Source organism: Oceanobacillus sp. MO10714A (genome assembly GCF_037072045.1).
Taxonomy (GTDB): domain Bacteria; phylum Bacillota; class Bacilli; order Bacillales; family Amphibacillaceae; genus Oceanobacillus; species Oceanobacillus indicireducens.
This window is the reverse complement of the sequence record NZ_JAXHDC010000007.1, coordinates 44,683-60,260: the sequence shown is the minus strand read 5'-3', so window position 1 is coordinate 60,260 and position 15,578 is coordinate 44,683. Positions and strand designations below refer to the sequence as shown.

Below are 15,578 nucleotides of genomic sequence, written 5' to 3'. Positions count from 1 at the left end.
CTCCGCTTAATAAATATGTTCAACCTTATAACCATCATCTTCAATCAATGAAACAATGCTTGGTTCTTCCACCATATGCATCGCACCGACAAAGACAAAATACTTTTCACCGCTATCTTCTTCAAGCAGTTCAAGAATCGTGTCTGCCATGCCAATATTACGATTCGTATTCATTTCCTCCATGTATTCTTCATAGCCTTCAAAACTTTCCTCAACATCAGTTGTTCCACTCAATTCTTCCGTTGCACCACTCAACCAGTGTGCGGTGATTTCATCTAATCCTTCCGCCATATCATCATAATTTAAAATAGCATTTTCCAGCATTTCGAGTTGTAATTCATCGGAGAATCCTGATAGCATCATGAGCTGTTCTTCAAATGATTCCAGTTCTCGGATTTCTTTTCCATCCTCGGCCGCTCGGTCTAAGAAATATTGGTCCACCGCATATTCTGGACTATATTCCGTCTCCTCCAGCGCAAATTCCATCAGCAGCATTTCCATGAACCACGGCTTGAATTGCTGAACCATTTCGATGCTTATGCCATTCTCTTGAAGGATTTCCTCTAAAGCTGCATATGTATCCTCGGTTAAATCATCAGCTATCGTCTGGCCGTCTTCGTACATGGCAAGCTCCATCATCAACGTTTGAGAAATGCTAGGATCGACCTCATTCAAATCAATTTCAGGCAGAACAACATCAGATTCTTCATAAGCATCCTCAATTTTTTTATTTAATGGATAGAAATCTTCATTGCCTACATGAATCGTCCCTTGCAGATAAACAGTCGTGTCCTCATTTTCTACTTTCCAGAGAAAACCGCCATCATTCCGCTCCTCAGCCGTATCACTTTGACAACCGAAAAGCACGGTAACCATGACAATCATCGTAAGTAAAATTTTCTTCAACTAATCACCTCTTTTTCATATGGACAAATCAATTATAACTATTCAGAAAGTTAAAAAGAAAACTCTCATCCAGAATACCATGCTGGTAACTGACTTTGCAAAAGTTTCCTGTCTTTGTCTTTAGATATAAATGCAAAATAAAAAGCCTTTGCGAAAACAAAGACTCTAGGAAAATAACTGTTGCTGGTTTACATTTTTTAGTTTTTTCACGTAGTAACGGTACTTCTCTTCGCGTGGTTCTGTGTGGATTATATTATATTCGCACTCCTTGCAAATAAACATCGTGTATAAATGAATCCCATGCTCCTTATCTTCCTCACAGATTCCGCAGTGTTTCAGCGCTTTAGCTTCCATCTCCCCACCTCCATGAGCATAGTATCTCCTAATCTGTTGTATCTTATTCACAAAATGTGAAAAATGCTATTTTCATAATAAAAATGGGCGTATGGAGGCAAGAAGGTAAATAGAATGTGCACATGATTGGGCGGAATCGGGACAAATGCACTGACCCCATGTCCCAGTTTTACAGAATGAAGACATGGAGGGCTACGAGGGATCCGACACCGAATAGTCCAAGTAGGCCGGAGACGAGGGCGGTGAATAGGTTAATTGGGACGTGGATGCCGAAGTTTGCCCCGAATACGTTGACGAAGAATAATAATAAAACGCCAATTACTAGTTTCACAGACCCTTGTCCAATTATTTTCATTGGCTTGACAGGTGCTCCAATGGTGAGGAGCAAGACAATAACGGAAATCATAATGATAATGATTAAAGTTGAACTCATTTCTTACACTCCTTCGACATTAAAATTAGTGCTCCAGTGGGACAGTTGCTTTGACCCCGTGTCCCGGTCATCTTATATATATGCGCTGGAAATAATTATAGAAGTGAAAGGTATAGAGCGTATTCCAATAACTCTTTTATGGTGGTATTCTTAGAATGTCAGATAATGGAGGGAGGTGGAAATTCTGAATTTCGCTGAGATAAGAAATGAGCTATCCATTAGAGGAAAAAATGGAATTGGCTTTCTAGCAGCAGGGTTAGTTGTTTGGATGATCATCACAGTCATCTTTTTAACAAATCTCGATATTTATTATAAAACAATTGGTATGTTATTTGCGACGGGAGTTATGTTCCCGCTTTCAATTGCTTTTAATCACCTTCTGAAAGCAGATTGGAAATTAGAAGGGAATCCTTTAAGTACCCTCGGTTTGATTTTAAATGTCGCCCAATTTGTCTATTTTCCCATCCTTTTTTGGGCGATTGGCACAAATACGGAAATTGCTGTTATTTTTGCGATTATTACAGGGGCGCACTTCTTTCCATATGGTTGGTTTTATCAGTCAAAAGCCTATTACGTCATGTCGCCAGTCATCTCCATTGCGATTATGCTGATCGGCTGGAATCTAGCGGTAGAAAGATTATGGATTGTGCCGCTCACGACGGTAATTCTACTTTCTATCTTAGTTATTTGGCTGTATCAAGAATACCGCGGTAAAACAAACGAATAGTCCTGCCAATGGTAGGACTTTTCCAGATCAAAGGCGCAAGCGCCCTTACAGGCTAAGTACGCGATTCGTTTCGAACGCTTGGGACTGCGATTACTCGTCCCACCGAAGAGCATTTGTACTAGCACTTCCAGTAGTCGCAGCAACGTACAAACTGTGCCTCCCAGGATGGGAGGTAGTTCGATGTTGCCTCATACGTGAGCGAACTTAATTGAACTTCCTTTTTACCAGAATGAGATACTTATTTATGAACAAAAATGGCTCCCTGATCGTAATTTTGTAGGTTGATTTTGGCATACTGAATAGCAAGTAAAACAAATCAGAGCTACATTACGAAAGGAGCCATTACAATGAAGAATACCGCAACATGCGTTGGTTTAGACGTCTCGAAGGAAGAAATCGCTGTCGCAATCACTAAGAAAAGCCTAGATACTACGGTATGATTCCTAACACACCAGTGGCCTTAAGTAAATTAGGAAATAAACTAGGAAATATTGAGTATCTAAAAGTATGTTATGAAGCAGGACCAACTTTGACCATTTTCTACTGTTGTTCCTAAACAATCGCGCTCTTTTGTGGAAGATGTAAAACTATAACAGAGATCACGCAACAACATAGTGCTACTCGATTTCCTCAAGCGGTATATCCTTTATATGTGTTGCGATCCACCAAATGTGCCCAAATGGATCCGTTACACCCCCACGTCGATCACCTTCCGGATGATCTTCTACAGGCATCAGTTCCTTTGCACCTGCATCAATAGCTTGTGCAAAAAGAGCATCTACGTTCTCGACATAAAGAAAAAGATGTATTGTAGTTCCTCCAAGAGACTCAGGGCTCTTCATAATTGAGTGTCTCGGAAACTCGTCCACAATCATAATTCGTGAATCTCCAATCTTAATCTCCGCATGCCGAACCTTTCCACTCTTGTCTGTTACACGCATCAATTCAGTTGCTCCAAACGCCTTTTTGTAAAACATTATGGCATCGATTGCATCCTTAATAATCATGTACGGTGTCACAGCGTGATGCCCCTCCGGTATGGCTTTTGTTTTAGGTGTCATAAAACATTCCTCCCATTGATTAAAATGTGAATGCATTTATCCCCAAATTAGGTCAACTACAGGGAACAATCGCATCAAATTTATTCTAAATCACATTGGAACGAGTTGTATTGTAAAAAAATGACCCTACCTGCCAAGCGAAACATGATTTTTATGTTTACCTTGATGCAAGTGATAGGTTGTTGGGCTAAAGCCAGAAAAAGACCGAAAGTCGTGGATGAAATGTGCTTGGTCATAATAGCCGCAGATTAAAGCAATATCTGTCCAATCGACTGGTTCCCCACCTTCGATAAGACGAAGTACATTCTGGAAGCGTTGGACACGACAAAATTGTTTGGGTGTCAATCCGACTTCTTCCTTGAATACCTGAATAAATCGCCGTGAACTCAAACCGATTTGTTCAGTCACATCAGCAATTTTCCATTGATGGGGGAAACCCTGAAATTTCTTTAGTGCGAAAACAACAGCTGGATGGTTTAGGGAAGCTTGAGTCAGCACCCCCATTAAGTATTGCTCGAGAATTTGGAATTTAGCAAGCGGCATTTCGGTATTAAGGAGCTGTTCACGCATTTCGGTAGCTTTTGTTCCCCAAAGCTCCTCAAACGACACATGCTCATTACGCAATTCATCAGCCGGTAGGTTAAGAAATGGGAAAGCACCACCGGGCTTAAAATGAACCCCTATGGTTGACGCTTGACATGCTGTGTCGATAACAGCAAAATTTGAATGCGGACCAGAGATCAAGCTTCCACGTAAACTTTTGAACTGTTCATGATTCTTTTGATCGTATACATTAATCAAGTCTTCTTTAAGATTGATAATCAATTCCATAGACCCGTCCGGAAGTACTCGCTCCATTTTGTGAGGTGGGTGATAGCCTTTATATAGCCAAAAAATATTTATATAAGCCGACAAGGGGGGATGTGGACGGTATGTACGAAAAAGAGTCATAACAATCACTACCTTCAATTGTTTCTAAATAACATATACCATATTTTCAGTTTACGTCAAAGCATGGATTTTTTAAACTCTTCTCAGCAAAGATACCCTTTAGAATCACCGGTGAAAAATATTTAAGAAAATCATGTGCAAATACATTGACCAGAGTGATAAATATTACTATTACCATCCAAGGCGAAGGGTGCAATGGAATCGAAGAGACATTGATACTATCACATCAATGTCGCTGGAATCTTTTTGCTCCTTGTGGCTGTAGGAACCGAAACAAACCAATTCGCTTAACATCATATATTTCTTTCCATGTATTTAAGTTTTTTAACAATTCATCAAAGATTTCTTGTTGAGATAACTTAACATCCCCAATCACCTGTAGCTTTGAAATAAAGTTTGATTAAAAACACATTGTAAATTCCTGTTTTGGATGGCAAAATTAATAGGTGTATATAATTTATTTATAATAAGAATTCGGCTATAATTTAAATAAGGATGGTGATTGATTTGAGTTTAACAGACAAAAATTTCAACACCTATGAAGAATTCGAAGAGAAACAACAACAAACGGATAAAATATTGGAATATATTGATGGAATTATTTACATGTCTCCATCTCCAAGTATAAAACATCAAAGGATATCGTCTTTTCTTCACGGAGAACTTCATAATTCATTAAAAAATAGCGGTTGTGAAGTGTTTTCTGCACCAACGGATGTAATGTTTGAACAAAACGAGAATAATAAAAATAAAAATAAAAGAGTTGTTCCTGACTTATTTGTGACATGTAATCCTGAAAACTTCACTGAAAATGAATATGTAGGAGCACCAGAATTTATCATTGAAATATTAAGTCCATCAAATAAATCTCACGACTTAGTAAGAAAGCTAAATCTTTATATGGAACATGGAGTTAAGGAATATTGGATTGTTGATCCAATGGAAAAACGCATAATGATTTATACACTTGATGAAAATGCAGAGGTGCAATTTGATTTAGTCAACGAGAACGAGATAGCGACTTCTAGACTATTTGAAAACTTTAAAATCGAAACTAAAAATTTGTTTTTTGATTAAATACAAAAGTTAACAAACAACAGCAAATATCTCGCTGTTGTTTGTTTTAATGTTAGTCCACGGAACATCTGTAAAAAACTCGCGTTCGATTAACTTTAGTATGAAAACCCACGGATATTAGGATGCTCACCGTCGTAGAGTATTTTTGCCTTCGTGGCGTGTGCTTAACGATTAAAGTACCTACACATACCCTCGGTATAAGTTCCGAAAAACTTGACATGGGGCCACTGCGTGTATGCTTCTGCAGCCAAGACGCCAAATGAAAAGATATCTGGCTGCACCTGTGAGGTTATCACAGCATCTTTATTTTATAGTTTCTTATCTTTGAACAAAAAACAGACGTCCAGGCGTCTGTTCATTTCTTATCTTGTACATATAATGCATTTACATTGCGGCGTCTTGCTTCGCGGAGCAAGTATAAGTATTTTGCCTGTGCGACTTGTTCTGCGGCTATACTTTCCAAGGTCCGATCGATGCTTCTCATCCCCAGCTCGCGAATTTGCTTCCATTCCCTTTCTAAAGCAAAAATACTATCAAGTAACTCCGTATCTATATGTTTCTTTTTCAGCTTTCTTGCCATGTTCTTCACCCAATCTTATAAATCTCTTCTTCCTTCTAATGCCCTTGATAGTGTCACTTCATCCGCATATTCCAAGTCTCCGCCTACTGGAAGTCCGTGGGCGATTCTTGTCGTACGAATGCCAGATGGCTTCACTAATCGGGAAATATACATTGCAGTTGCTTCCCCTTCTATATTGGCATTGGTCGCCAGAATCAGCTCTTCAACCTCTTCATCTTTCAAGCGATTTATTAGATCAGGGACATTGATATCTTCTGGTCCAATTCCGTCCATCGGCGAAATTGCACCGTGAAGAACATGATATTTACCATTGTATTCCTTCATCTTCTCCATTGCGATGACGTCTTTCGGATCTTCCACCACACAAATAATCGACCCATCCCGACTTGAATCCGAGCAGACTGCACAGATTTCCTTATCTGTAATATGACCACAAATCGAGCAGTGGGTCAGTTCGCGCTTCGCATTCACTAATGCATTCGCGAAGTCCAAGACATCATCGTCCTTCATATTCAAAACATAAAAAGCCAGACGAACAGCAGTTTTCGGGCCAATTCCTGGCAATTTCATAAAGCTATCCATCAGCTTTGATATCGGTTCTGGGTAATACATTCATTATGCCTCCTAAACGATAAGGGCAAAAAGCACCTGCTTAATACAAAGACGCAAGCACCCGTTTAGCAACGAGTTTGAAGTTTACTAGCTGCTGGGTGCTTGGCCGGACGTGTAAAAACAGGTACTTCAAGCCGAAAGCGATTCATACGAGTGAGGTTACCCGTCGAAACGCGTTTATTAAAACATTCCAGGCATATTTAAGCCTTTTGTAAACTGTCCCATCGTTGCTTCTGTTTTATCATCGATTTGCTTCAACACATCATTCGTTGCGGCGATGATTAAATCTTGCAGCATTTCAACATCATCTGGATCGACTACTTCTTCTTTAATTTCTACATCTGTGACTTCTTTTTTGCCATTCGCCGTTACAGTTACCATACCACCGCCGGCAGAAGCCTCAAACGTCATTTCATGTAGTTCTTCTTGCGCCTTCATCATTTTCTTTTGCATTTTCTGCATTTGTTTCATCATATTATTCATATTTCCTCTCATGGAAATACCTCCTCATTATCATTTCTTTTTTTAAAAAAGAGTCTTACTCTTCTATTTCTAATAAATCATCACCGACAAGTTTCCTTGCTTCTTCAACGAGCGGGTCACTTTGTTCCGCTTCATTTTCCTCAGGCTTATCCTTTTCATGAGAATCGAGGAATGCTTGCCTGACCTCCAGCCAATTTGCCTCAGGGATTGGAATAATTTGCAGCTGTTTTCCTACGACACTTGCGAGAACAGATTCAACCAATTCCCGATTATCGAGGAAAAGATTACAGTGAATCTCATATTTAAATGCAACAACGAGCGCGTCCGGTGAAGCTGCAACCGGTTTACTGTCCTGAATCGTTGCATGGGCCGGGGCATTCGTGCCTTTAAGCCTTTCTAAAAAGTTCGCCCAGTTTCCTTGTACTTGGCGTAACTCCTGCTTCTCCGCTTCCCTTAAAACAGCATAGATCTGTTCAGTTGGAACTTTAAAGCTGCTCTTTGATCCACGGGACGGAGCACGTCTTTGCTCGCGCTGTGGTACCGGCTCACTTGCAGCGGCCGGCGGCTGTTCCTTCATGCGGGCAAGTTGCTTCTCAACCTGTGCAAGCTTCTCGGTTAAACGAAGTACCTCATCACTTGCCACTCCAGCTTGATTCCCTGCAGCATCAGACCCATTCGTAATCGTTAAAATCGCTATTTCAATATATACTTTCGGACTGTTGCTCCACTTGATTTCCTGCTGGCATGTGTTCAGACGGGTGATCGCCTCTTGAATCCAGTCAACCGGTGTTAGCTCTGCCAATTCACGGAAAGCTTCATCGACCCGGGCGCGCTCAAGCATTCCTTCCAAGTCCGGATTACTCTTATAGAGCAGCAGATCACGCATGAAGTAGATGAGATCGTACACGAAACGTCCAGGGTCTTTCCCTTCCTGGATGATCGTATCGAGCAGCTTGATTGCATGCTGTACATCCTTTTCTACCATTGCTTTTATAATTTCCGTTAAAATTCCTTGAGAAACCCCGCCTGTTACAGCGAGCACATCCTCTAACGTAACCTCTTCACTACTATAGGAAATCGCCTGGTCTAGAATACTTAGCGCATCACGCATCCCACCTTCTGCCGTCCGGGCAATCGCATCCAGTGCTTCGTCAGTCACGTTCTGTTCATCTGTTTGAACGATTGTTTTCATCCGGCCGACAATTGCTTCATTGGATATTGGTTTAAAATCAAAACGTTGACAGCGGGAAATGATTGTCAGTGGAATTTTATGTGGTTCGGTCGTCGCCAAAATAAACACGACATGCTGTGGTGGCTCCTCCAAAGTTTTTAAGAGCGCATTAAATGCGTTCACAGAGATCATATGAACCTCATCAATAATATAAACCTTATAGGAAACGGCACTCGGTGCATATTTTACTTTATCACGGATTTCTCGAATATCATCGACACTCGTGTTCGACGCAGCGTCAATCTCAATAATATCGGAAATCGACCCATCCTGAATCCCGCGACATGCATTACATTCATTGCACGGCTCTCCATCTGGATTTTGTTCACAGTTAATCGTTTTCGCAAAAATCTTCGCTGCACTCGTTTTTCCTGTTCCACGAGGTCCGGTGAATAAATAAGCATGCGAAAACTTCTGCTCACGGATAGCATTCTTCAGGGTACGTGTAATATGTGTTTGTCCAACAACGTCCTCGAAGACTTGAGGCCGCCAAACGCGATATAAAGCTTGATAGCTCATGATACAGACTCTCCTCTACATTCTACTTCTAATTATACCCGATTTAGGGGGTGAATGTGAACTGATGAAGGGTAACATCCTGAAAAACTTAGAGGAGGGGTTTCATTTTCTATTTTCTTTTCATTTAGAAACTATTTCTTTAAACTATCATTTCATGTAGACTGAAATTACCGAATACATGAAATGATTATGTTCAACCAGAAAGGAGTTAATAAAATGGAGATCATCCTCATGTTTGTAATAGGGTTAATCATCGTGATTATAGCTGTACTTGGCATAATTGGAGGATTGACTCAACGAATGAAAAAACCGACGGATGAATTAAGGGAAAAGATAATGGAATTGGAAAATAGGGTGCAAGATTTAGAGAAAAAGCAAAAATGATTTCCGGGGGAGCCTTGATGCCAGGATAAGGAAACAAGTAATACAGTTATTCTCATTATGCCGAGAAGATCAATTACAATACTAACCAATATCCCGCTGTCATATATGATGCCTATGAATATAATCATCTGTTTGAGGGCATGAACAGATACGCTTAAATCAGCAAAGATTTTTTGACCGGAAAAGAAAGGGGAAGAAATGGTAAAAAGCAGATTCAATTTAATACTGTTTATCACTATAATGTTGCTCACTGGTTGTTCTGGACAACAAATTACAAAGGCTGAAGGAAGTAGTAATACATGGGAATCTACAATAAATTATGAACTAGGTGAACATGAAAAGATTGGAAATGGGACGTTGGAATATCTAGGCAGCGATCAACTACGGAACTTTTCATATGAAATAAATTATCCTAAATCATTTCGTATTGGAGCATCCGGTGAACACAGGGATTTAGATGGGTCCTTCACTTCTTTTCCATTAATTATCGATCTGCCTGATTTTGATGTTGACAAATTGCGTGATGAGATTAGCAATATAACAATTACAGTAGCATGGGAAACAGTGACTGGTGAGTTATTTGAAGAAGAAATAGAGTATACAGTCGAATCCAAGTAAGGAGGGAGCCTATGCTCGGACTACCAAAAGGAGCAGTCTATTTAATTCCGTGGTCGGAAAAGTGGGAGCGAGAATTTGAATTGGAAAAAGAAAGAATAGAAACTCAAATTGGTAAGTATATTGTTGGCATTCACCATATCGGGAGTACAGCAGTAAAGCATTTATCTGCCAAACCGATTATAGATATTGGTATCGAACTTAGAAGCTTTTCGGATGGAGAGTTGTGTGTTTCACCATTAAAAGAATTAGGTTATTCCTATAAGGGAACGAATATTTTACCGGAGCGACACTATTTTAATAAAGGCGAGCCGAGAACACACTAAATTCATATGTACCAACAGGGAAGCCAATTTTTACAAGAACAATGGAATCATCCGCAAGCAGACTTTATTATCGATGATTTGCGGGAAATACCCTCTATTCTAGGGAATTTAAACAAAATAAATAATAGGTGAATTAACATGACGTCTAAAATAATTTTTGCATCCAAAAAGCTTGGTACCATACATCATAACCAGCTTCAAGCAATGCTTGATCGATTTAATCTAGGCACTCTCATTTCATCCAGAAAAACAGAGCTAGGTGCAATGGGGCAAACGATGTTCGTTTCCTCTACAAAAGGGGATTTTATTTTAAAAGGAAATCCGCTTTATCACGGACAATTGGAAGAAGAAAAGTTTTTTATTGAAAATATCGAGAAAAGAACAGATACGCCGGTTCCAATTCCTTATCTCATTGATAAGTCTTCTGATATTTTCGGTTGGAGTTACGCCCTTATGCCACACTTACCGGGGGAGCATATCGATTCTGCACAGTTGAAAAATACACTCACGAAAGAAAACAAATTACAAATAGCTGAATCAATCGCTAGCACATTAACTATCTTCCATAAATGGAAAGTAGCTGACTTTGGTGAGCTTCATATAGAAACAATGAAGATTACTCCTCTTAAGCCTACCTATACCGACTGGATTTTCCAGCGGATAATGTTCTGGCTGGAAGACGCGAAAAAATATTCAACAATCACCGATGAAGATATAGAGTGGTCTCGGTCACTACTAGCAGAGGCTAAGGAAGCCTTTCATAGCCTGGACTCACCAACCTTTATAATGGGAGATTTCAAGCCTGGTAACTTCCTTGTAAATTCAGGGGAAAGCGGATGGCGCATTAGTGGTGTATTTGATTTTACAAATTCTTATTTTGGAGATCCGGTTTCAGATTTAATTAAAATGGTGACCTATTACCTCAATCATAATGAAACAGGGATTGCAAAGCATATGCTAAATAAATATTTTGAAGGATGGAGTGGTAGGAATTTCATAAAGAGTCGCTTAAAGGTACATATGCTACACCAGAGAGTTTTGGATTGGGGTAATGGAAAGGCAACGAAAACAGCTACTTGGGATGATTCTATATCCTTTTCCGAATGGGCAGCACCTTATACGGAATTAATAGCTAGTCTTGTAGATTAAGATGACATGGATAAAAGGGGAATAGTCTATGGCTGTAACGGGAGACAATATTAAGGCCTGGGTCAGAACAGGAAAATTAGAAGATGCACAAGCTTTATTAAATATCCAAAAAGAAGTGGTTGCAGAAAATGAATATTTGATCACGGTATCGAAGGAATTCGGAAATACTTTAAAAGATCAAATACAGTGGATGAAGAGAATTTTAGAAAATGAGAGGGAAACAATTTTAGTTGCTGAAATAGAAGGGAAAATTATTGGCTGGTTAGTCATTCAATCACCAAAACGGAAACGATTGCTTCATACCGGATCATTCGGAATGATGATCCAGAAAGATTACCGGGGACTGGGCATTGGTAAGGCGCTCATTAACGAGCTATTGCGGTGGGCGGAAAGGAATCCCTTGATTGAAAAGGTAAGTCTTGGGGTATTTTCAACAAACATACGGGCGATTTCTTTATATAAAAGTATGGGATTTGTCGAAGAGGGGAGGAAAATTAAGGAGATTAAATTAAATGAAACGGAATATGTAGATGATATTCTTATGTATAAATTAGTTTAAGACTTTTTTTATAGCAGGAAACTATAAAATAAAAATGCTATGGAACTTAGGTACGAGGGCGAAAGAAGCTGTGGAAAGCCTTATATTTAGCGATACGACCACTAGTAGCTAATATTCCGATACTGAGTAAACACTGTGTTCATCTAATCATTCAAAATAGGATGTTTGAGTAATTCTAATAAAACAAGAGCATTTTGTAGATAATTAAAGTATTAGGGAGGTGATTACACATGAATAACTGGTTTTACGTTATATATGCTGTGCTATTAGCGGGACTATCGATAGTTACGGGAGAAATCGTCACATTTGTTATGCTCGGGTTTATTTTATTAACCTTGCAAAATATCCATTCGACTTTAAAGAAGATACTGCATGCTAATTCAAAAGAATTCAAAAGTTAAAATATATTATTTGATAAACTATTAATTCATCTTAAATTTTTTTCTATTACATATTATGATTAGGGATTAATTGTTTAAGGAGGTTAAAGCATGCTATGGGAAGAGGTTCGGTTAACTTATCCAAATAAATGGGTTGTTTTTGAAGCGATTAAGGCTCATTCAGACAATAACTACCGGAAGATTGATGATATAGCTGTAATTGACTACTTTGACAATTCGATGGAAGCTCTCCAGAGGCATGCAAAACTACAAAAAGAAAAACCGAGACACGAATTATATTTTTTTCATACCTCCAGAAAAAAGCTTCATATTCAGCACCTCTTATTGCATGAATGAAATCTTAATTTTGCTCATTCGGAGGATTAGAGCAGCTCTTATTGCACGAATAAATTCTAATCTTGCTCATTCGGGGGATTAGAGCAGCTCTTATTGCACGAATAAATTCTAATCTTGCTCATTCGGGGGATTAGAGCAGCTCTTATTACACGAATAAATTCTAATCTTGCTCATTCGGGGGATTAGAGCAGCTCTTATTGCACGAATGAATTCAGAACTTGTTCAAATGGGCAATTAAAAGTTAAAACGTTTCTACTCCCTTGAGTAAGGTCTTGGAATCGTGACCAAAGCTACAATGAATTACTGGTTGTACTAATTATACCAGGGATAGCTTACTGTTTTAGACTGCGAAAGTTGAGTATTCAATAAATATAACTCGCGATAGACAAGCGACATAGGGGGAGGAAGGCAATTGGTTGGGCTGGTTTCATACACGTTTCCATTCTAATAATTTGGATGGTCATTCATCTTATATTTAATCAGTTAAATCCTGTGGCCATCACTGATAAAGCCACAATGGCACAGACAGGCATCACATATTACAGTCGTTTTCCAGGTCTTTTAGGTTTTGACCACGGAAGTAAAGCCTTAGTCATGTTGCTATCCGTCCTTTTACCGATTGGTCTGTACGTCCATTTTAAAGAATTGAAAGAGTTTCGATTAAAAAATACTATCGCATTAGTTGCGGGCTGTTCCGGATTTATTTTGTATGGAGTATCCCTGATGCTCCAAGCAGTGACCGTCGAATATGCGTTTAACTTGTACCGCACAGCGGAAGATGCGGTGACCCATTCTTTTGCTGTTCTGTTATATGAGTGGGCCATGCTTGAAGGCGGGCTTTCGGTTAGTTTGTATATTCTAGCCAACCTTTGTTTAAGCTGCTGGGTTATGATTCATTCGATCGGCTTCTATACATTCGATTCCTTGAAAAAGATTGGTATATTTGGATGTATCGTTGGAGCCACCCAGTTATTCGGTTATCTCGTCGCTTGGTTCTTCCTCATGCAAGCAAAACAAAATATGCACAATTTTAATGAAGCGATCGGGTTGTTATTTACGATTTGGATTGCGATGATTAGTTTTCAAATGATTCGAGGAAGAATCACGATAAAAGAAGATAGGAGTAGTATTTTATAATGACAATACACTTACAACCATGCAGCATAGAAAATCTGCACGAGCTTCAAGAAATTAGTTATGAAACTTTCAATGAAACATTTAAAGAGTACAATACGTCAGAAAATATGAAAGCTTATATGGATAAAGCTTATCACCCAGCACAATTGAAAAAGGAATTATCGAATCCATCTTCCCAATTCTTTTTCCTTTACTTTCATGGGGAGCTTGCCGGATATTTAAAGGTGAATGTCGGTGATGCCCAGACAGAGGAAATGGGTGAAGATTCTCTTGAAATTGAGCGGATTTATATACAAAAGGCTTTCCACAAAAATGGCCTAGGAAAATACTTATTCAATAAAGCTTTAGCAATTGCAGAATCCCTCCATAAAAAGAAAATCTGGTTGGGGGTATGGGAAAAGAATGAAAACGCGATTGCTTTTTATAAACGCTTAGGCTTCATTAAAACCGGTGCTCATTCCTTTTATATGGGAGATGATGAGCAAGTAGATTATATTATGACGAAAATACTTTAATATTTCGATGCAATGAACACAGATAATAGGTATTTTATGATATTGTAGGATGAATAGAGAGGAAGTGACCATCATTTTCATACTTTTTTATCATGCTCTACTCGTCCTCATCATCCTTTTTCTTGTCATCTTCCTAGTTGAAAAAGGACTAAACAAATTATTAGGGGTAAAGAAGCAGAAAATTTCTCGAACACCTGGTAAAAACGTCGATCGATGGGGAAAAACAATTATTGTTATTCCTTTCCTCGTTGCGATTCCATTTGTTGTTTTATCAGAAAGTTCGGCGGCGATGAAAGGATTTTGGATTCTGTATATGATTATACTTATCGGTTTTCAAGCCTTTTTGGAGTGGAAGTATTTGAAGAACTCCAAGCAGTATATCACAACGCTCGTCATTCTCGTTTTCGCCGTAGTTTTTATTTATAATTTAGAGAAATTCTTCTGGTTTTTATAAAGATGAATCTATCCTATAATATATTTCAACATCTGTTTCCACGTGGGGAAACAGATGTTTTTTAATGACAAAATGTAAAGTTCTATTTACATTTTTCATAACCTATGTTATAAAATAAGTAAAGACCTCTTTACATTTAGGCGGTGAAAAAATGCCTGTGAGAAACAATATACGAAAAATAAGGCGAGAGAGGGGGATTAAACAATTAAAGATGGCCGAGGATTTACAAGTAACACGGCAAACAATGACAGCAATTGAAAACAATAAGTATAATCCCAGCCTGGAACTCGCTTTGAAAATAGTAAAGTACTTTGAACTCCCGATCGAAGAAATATTTATATTAGAAGAGGAGGAGAAATTATGAAAAAGAAAAAGCTTCATAAGTGGGTATTTACGTTAGCGGGTATTGGTGGTTTGATCGGTATGACGTTTGGGCAGTTCATTTTTGGCAAGCTAGACTTTTCAGGAATTTTAGGTTCTCTATCAGCTGTTATTCTATTTTTTATCATTGATTTAGTGAAAAATAGAATGAAAAAAGATGACACGCCTGATTTTGATGAGCGGACAACTCATAATGTGGTAAAGTATTATGCCTATTTTTCCACTGGCTTTATTGCTGTAGCTTTTCTTTTGTTAGCTGCTGTCACTGCAAGTGGGCTAGAAAACGTGAACATCTCCTATTTATGGATTTTAATCTTTATTTATATGCTATCGAGCGGAATTGGGGCATTCATTGTCAGCAAAAAATGAATTGAAATATTTGAATTC

General features: G+C 38.7%; 23 protein-coding genes and 1 pseudogene. 14 read left to right on the top strand and 10 right to left on the bottom strand.

All coding sequences use genetic code 11. The features are described 5' to 3' along the window. Positions 1-6: 6 nt before the first annotated feature. The 3 genes from SPD53_RS07180 to SPD53_RS07170 form a co-directional block, all read right to left on the bottom strand. The gene (locus SPD53_RS07180; RefSeq protein WP_336252099.1) at positions 7-906 is read right to left on the bottom strand and encodes a TraB/GumN family protein; all 900 of its coding nucleotides are present in this window, start codon (positions 904-906) and stop codon (positions 7-9) included. A 165-nt stretch (positions 907-1,071) separates the two neighbouring features. After that, a complete protein-coding gene (locus SPD53_RS07175) occupies positions 1,072-1,260 on the bottom strand; it encodes a sigma factor G inhibitor Gin (RefSeq protein ID WP_156855296.1) in 189 nt (62 codons plus the stop codon). A 169-nt stretch (positions 1,261-1,429) separates the two neighbouring features. Continuing rightward, positions 1,430-1,693: a pro-sigmaK processing inhibitor BofA family protein gene (locus SPD53_RS07170; RefSeq protein WP_156855297.1), complete on the bottom strand. Its 264-nt coding sequence runs from the start codon at positions 1,691-1,693 to the stop codon at positions 1,430-1,432. Positions 1,694-1,868: 175 nt separating this feature from the next. On the opposite strand from SPD53_RS07170, the gene SPD53_RS07165 reads away from it, so the two are divergent. Continuing rightward, a complete protein-coding gene (locus SPD53_RS07165; RefSeq protein WP_336252098.1) occupies positions 1,869-2,420 on the top strand; it encodes a DUF7010 family protein in 552 nt (183 codons plus the stop codon). A gap of 617 nt (positions 2,421-3,037) precedes the next feature. Here the strand turns inward: SPD53_RS07165 and SPD53_RS07160 are convergent. The 3 genes from SPD53_RS07160 to SPD53_RS07150 form a co-directional block, all read right to left on the bottom strand. Next, on the bottom strand, positions 3,038-3,481 hold the full coding sequence (locus tag SPD53_RS07160) for a VOC family protein (RefSeq protein ID WP_336252097.1): 444 nt from the start codon (positions 3,479-3,481) through the stop codon (positions 3,038-3,040). Between the two features lie 126 nt (positions 3,482-3,607). Further along, positions 3,608-4,432: a helix-turn-helix transcriptional regulator gene (locus SPD53_RS07155; RefSeq protein ID WP_336252133.1), complete on the bottom strand. Its 825-nt coding sequence runs from the start codon at positions 4,430-4,432 to the stop codon at positions 3,608-3,610. A gap of 171 nt (positions 4,433-4,603) precedes the next feature. After that, positions 4,604-4,726, bottom strand: coding sequence for a nucleotidyltransferase domain-containing protein (locus SPD53_RS07150; protein WP_336252096.1), 123 nt, complete (start codon positions 4,724-4,726; stop codon positions 4,604-4,606). A 213-nt stretch (positions 4,727-4,939) separates the two neighbouring features. Here SPD53_RS07150 and SPD53_RS07145 point away from each other — a divergent pair, with 213 nt between their 5' ends. After that, positions 4,940-5,509 (top strand): Uma2 family endonuclease, encoded by a 570-nt coding sequence (locus SPD53_RS07145; protein WP_336252095.1) that lies wholly within the window; start codon positions 4,940-4,942, stop codon positions 5,507-5,509. 355 nt (positions 5,510-5,864) lie between these two features. Here SPD53_RS07145 and SPD53_RS07140 read toward each other — a convergent pair whose 3' ends face one another. The 4 genes from SPD53_RS07140 to dnaX all read right to left on the bottom strand — a co-directional run bounded on the left by SPD53_RS07140 (position 5,865) and on the right by dnaX (position 8,934). Further along, positions 5,865-6,089, bottom strand: a complete 225-nt coding sequence (locus SPD53_RS07140) for a YaaL family protein (RefSeq protein ID WP_156855300.1) — start codon at positions 6,087-6,089, stop codon at positions 5,865-5,867. A 15-nt stretch (positions 6,090-6,104) separates the two neighbouring features. Continuing rightward, positions 6,105-6,701, bottom strand: coding sequence for a recombination mediator RecR (gene recR / locus SPD53_RS07135; RefSeq protein WP_156855301.1), 597 nt, complete (start codon positions 6,699-6,701; stop codon positions 6,105-6,107). Positions 6,702-6,881: 180 nt separating this feature from the next. Further along, on the bottom strand, positions 6,882-7,196 hold the full coding sequence (locus SPD53_RS07130) for a YbaB/EbfC family nucleoid-associated protein (RefSeq protein WP_156855302.1): 315 nt from the start codon (positions 7,194-7,196) through the stop codon (positions 6,882-6,884). Positions 7,197-7,239: 43 nt separating this feature from the next. Further along, positions 7,240-8,934: a DNA polymerase III subunit gamma/tau gene (dnaX, locus tag SPD53_RS07125; protein ID WP_336252094.1), complete on the bottom strand. Its 1,695-nt coding sequence runs from the start codon at positions 8,932-8,934 to the stop codon at positions 7,240-7,242. A 216-nt stretch (positions 8,935-9,150) separates the two neighbouring features. Between dnaX and SPD53_RS07120 the strand changes: the two genes are divergently transcribed. The 12 genes and pseudogenes from SPD53_RS07120 (at position 9,151) to SPD53_RS07065 (ending at position 15,560) form a co-directional block, all read left to right on the top strand. Next, positions 9,151-9,318 carry a hypothetical protein gene (locus tag SPD53_RS07120; protein WP_156855304.1) on the top strand — a complete coding sequence of 56 codons (168 nt, stop codon included), beginning with the start codon at positions 9,151-9,153 and terminating at the stop codon, positions 9,316-9,318. 198 nt (positions 9,319-9,516) lie between these two features. Then, entirely contained in the window at positions 9,517-9,936 is a 420-nt protein-coding gene (locus SPD53_RS07115) for a hypothetical protein (RefSeq protein WP_336252093.1), read from the top strand. Between the two features lie 11 nt (positions 9,937-9,947). Next, a pseudogene (locus SPD53_RS07110) lies at positions 9,948-10,337 on the top strand (GrpB family protein); the annotation flags it as partial. A gap of 60 nt (positions 10,338-10,397) precedes the next feature. After that, the gene (locus SPD53_RS07105) at positions 10,398-11,408 is read left to right on the top strand and encodes an aminoglycoside phosphotransferase family protein (protein ID WP_336252092.1); all 1,011 of its coding nucleotides are present in this window, start codon (positions 10,398-10,400) and stop codon (positions 11,406-11,408) included. Positions 11,409-11,436: 28 nt separating this feature from the next. Beyond that, positions 11,437-11,967, top strand: coding sequence for a GNAT family N-acetyltransferase (locus SPD53_RS07100; protein ID WP_156855308.1), 531 nt, complete (start codon positions 11,437-11,439; stop codon positions 11,965-11,967). A 230-nt stretch (positions 11,968-12,197) separates the two neighbouring features. Continuing rightward, positions 12,198-12,368: a hypothetical protein gene (locus SPD53_RS07095; protein ID WP_198042583.1), complete on the top strand. Its 171-nt coding sequence runs from the start codon at positions 12,198-12,200 to the stop codon at positions 12,366-12,368. 90 nt (positions 12,369-12,458) lie between these two features. Then, positions 12,459-12,704 carry a hypothetical protein gene (locus SPD53_RS07090; RefSeq protein WP_156855309.1) on the top strand — a complete coding sequence of 82 codons (246 nt, stop codon included), beginning with the start codon at positions 12,459-12,461 and terminating at the stop codon, positions 12,702-12,704. 516 nt (positions 12,705-13,220) lie between these two features. Next, a complete protein-coding gene (locus SPD53_RS07085; protein WP_336252091.1) occupies positions 13,221-13,841 on the top strand; it encodes a hypothetical protein in 621 nt (206 codons plus the stop codon). Further along, a complete protein-coding gene (locus tag SPD53_RS07080; protein WP_336252090.1) occupies positions 13,841-14,356 on the top strand; it encodes a GNAT family N-acetyltransferase in 516 nt (171 codons plus the stop codon). Before SPD53_RS07085 ends, SPD53_RS07080 begins: the two co-directional genes overlap by 1 nt. 49 nt (positions 14,357-14,405) lie before the next feature. Then, positions 14,406-14,810, top strand: a complete 405-nt coding sequence (locus SPD53_RS07075; protein ID WP_156855312.1) for a DUF4181 domain-containing protein — start codon at positions 14,406-14,408, stop codon at positions 14,808-14,810. Positions 14,811-14,961: 151 nt separating this feature from the next. Next, positions 14,962-15,174: a helix-turn-helix transcriptional regulator gene (locus tag SPD53_RS07070; protein ID WP_156855313.1), complete on the top strand. Its 213-nt coding sequence runs from the start codon at positions 14,962-14,964 to the stop codon at positions 15,172-15,174. After that, positions 15,171-15,560 carry a hypothetical protein gene (locus SPD53_RS07065; RefSeq protein ID WP_336252089.1) on the top strand — a complete coding sequence of 130 codons (390 nt, stop codon included), beginning with the start codon at positions 15,171-15,173 and terminating at the stop codon, positions 15,558-15,560. The genes SPD53_RS07070 and SPD53_RS07065 overlap by 4 nt, the downstream gene beginning before the upstream one ends. Positions 15,561-15,578: the final 18 nt, after the last annotated feature.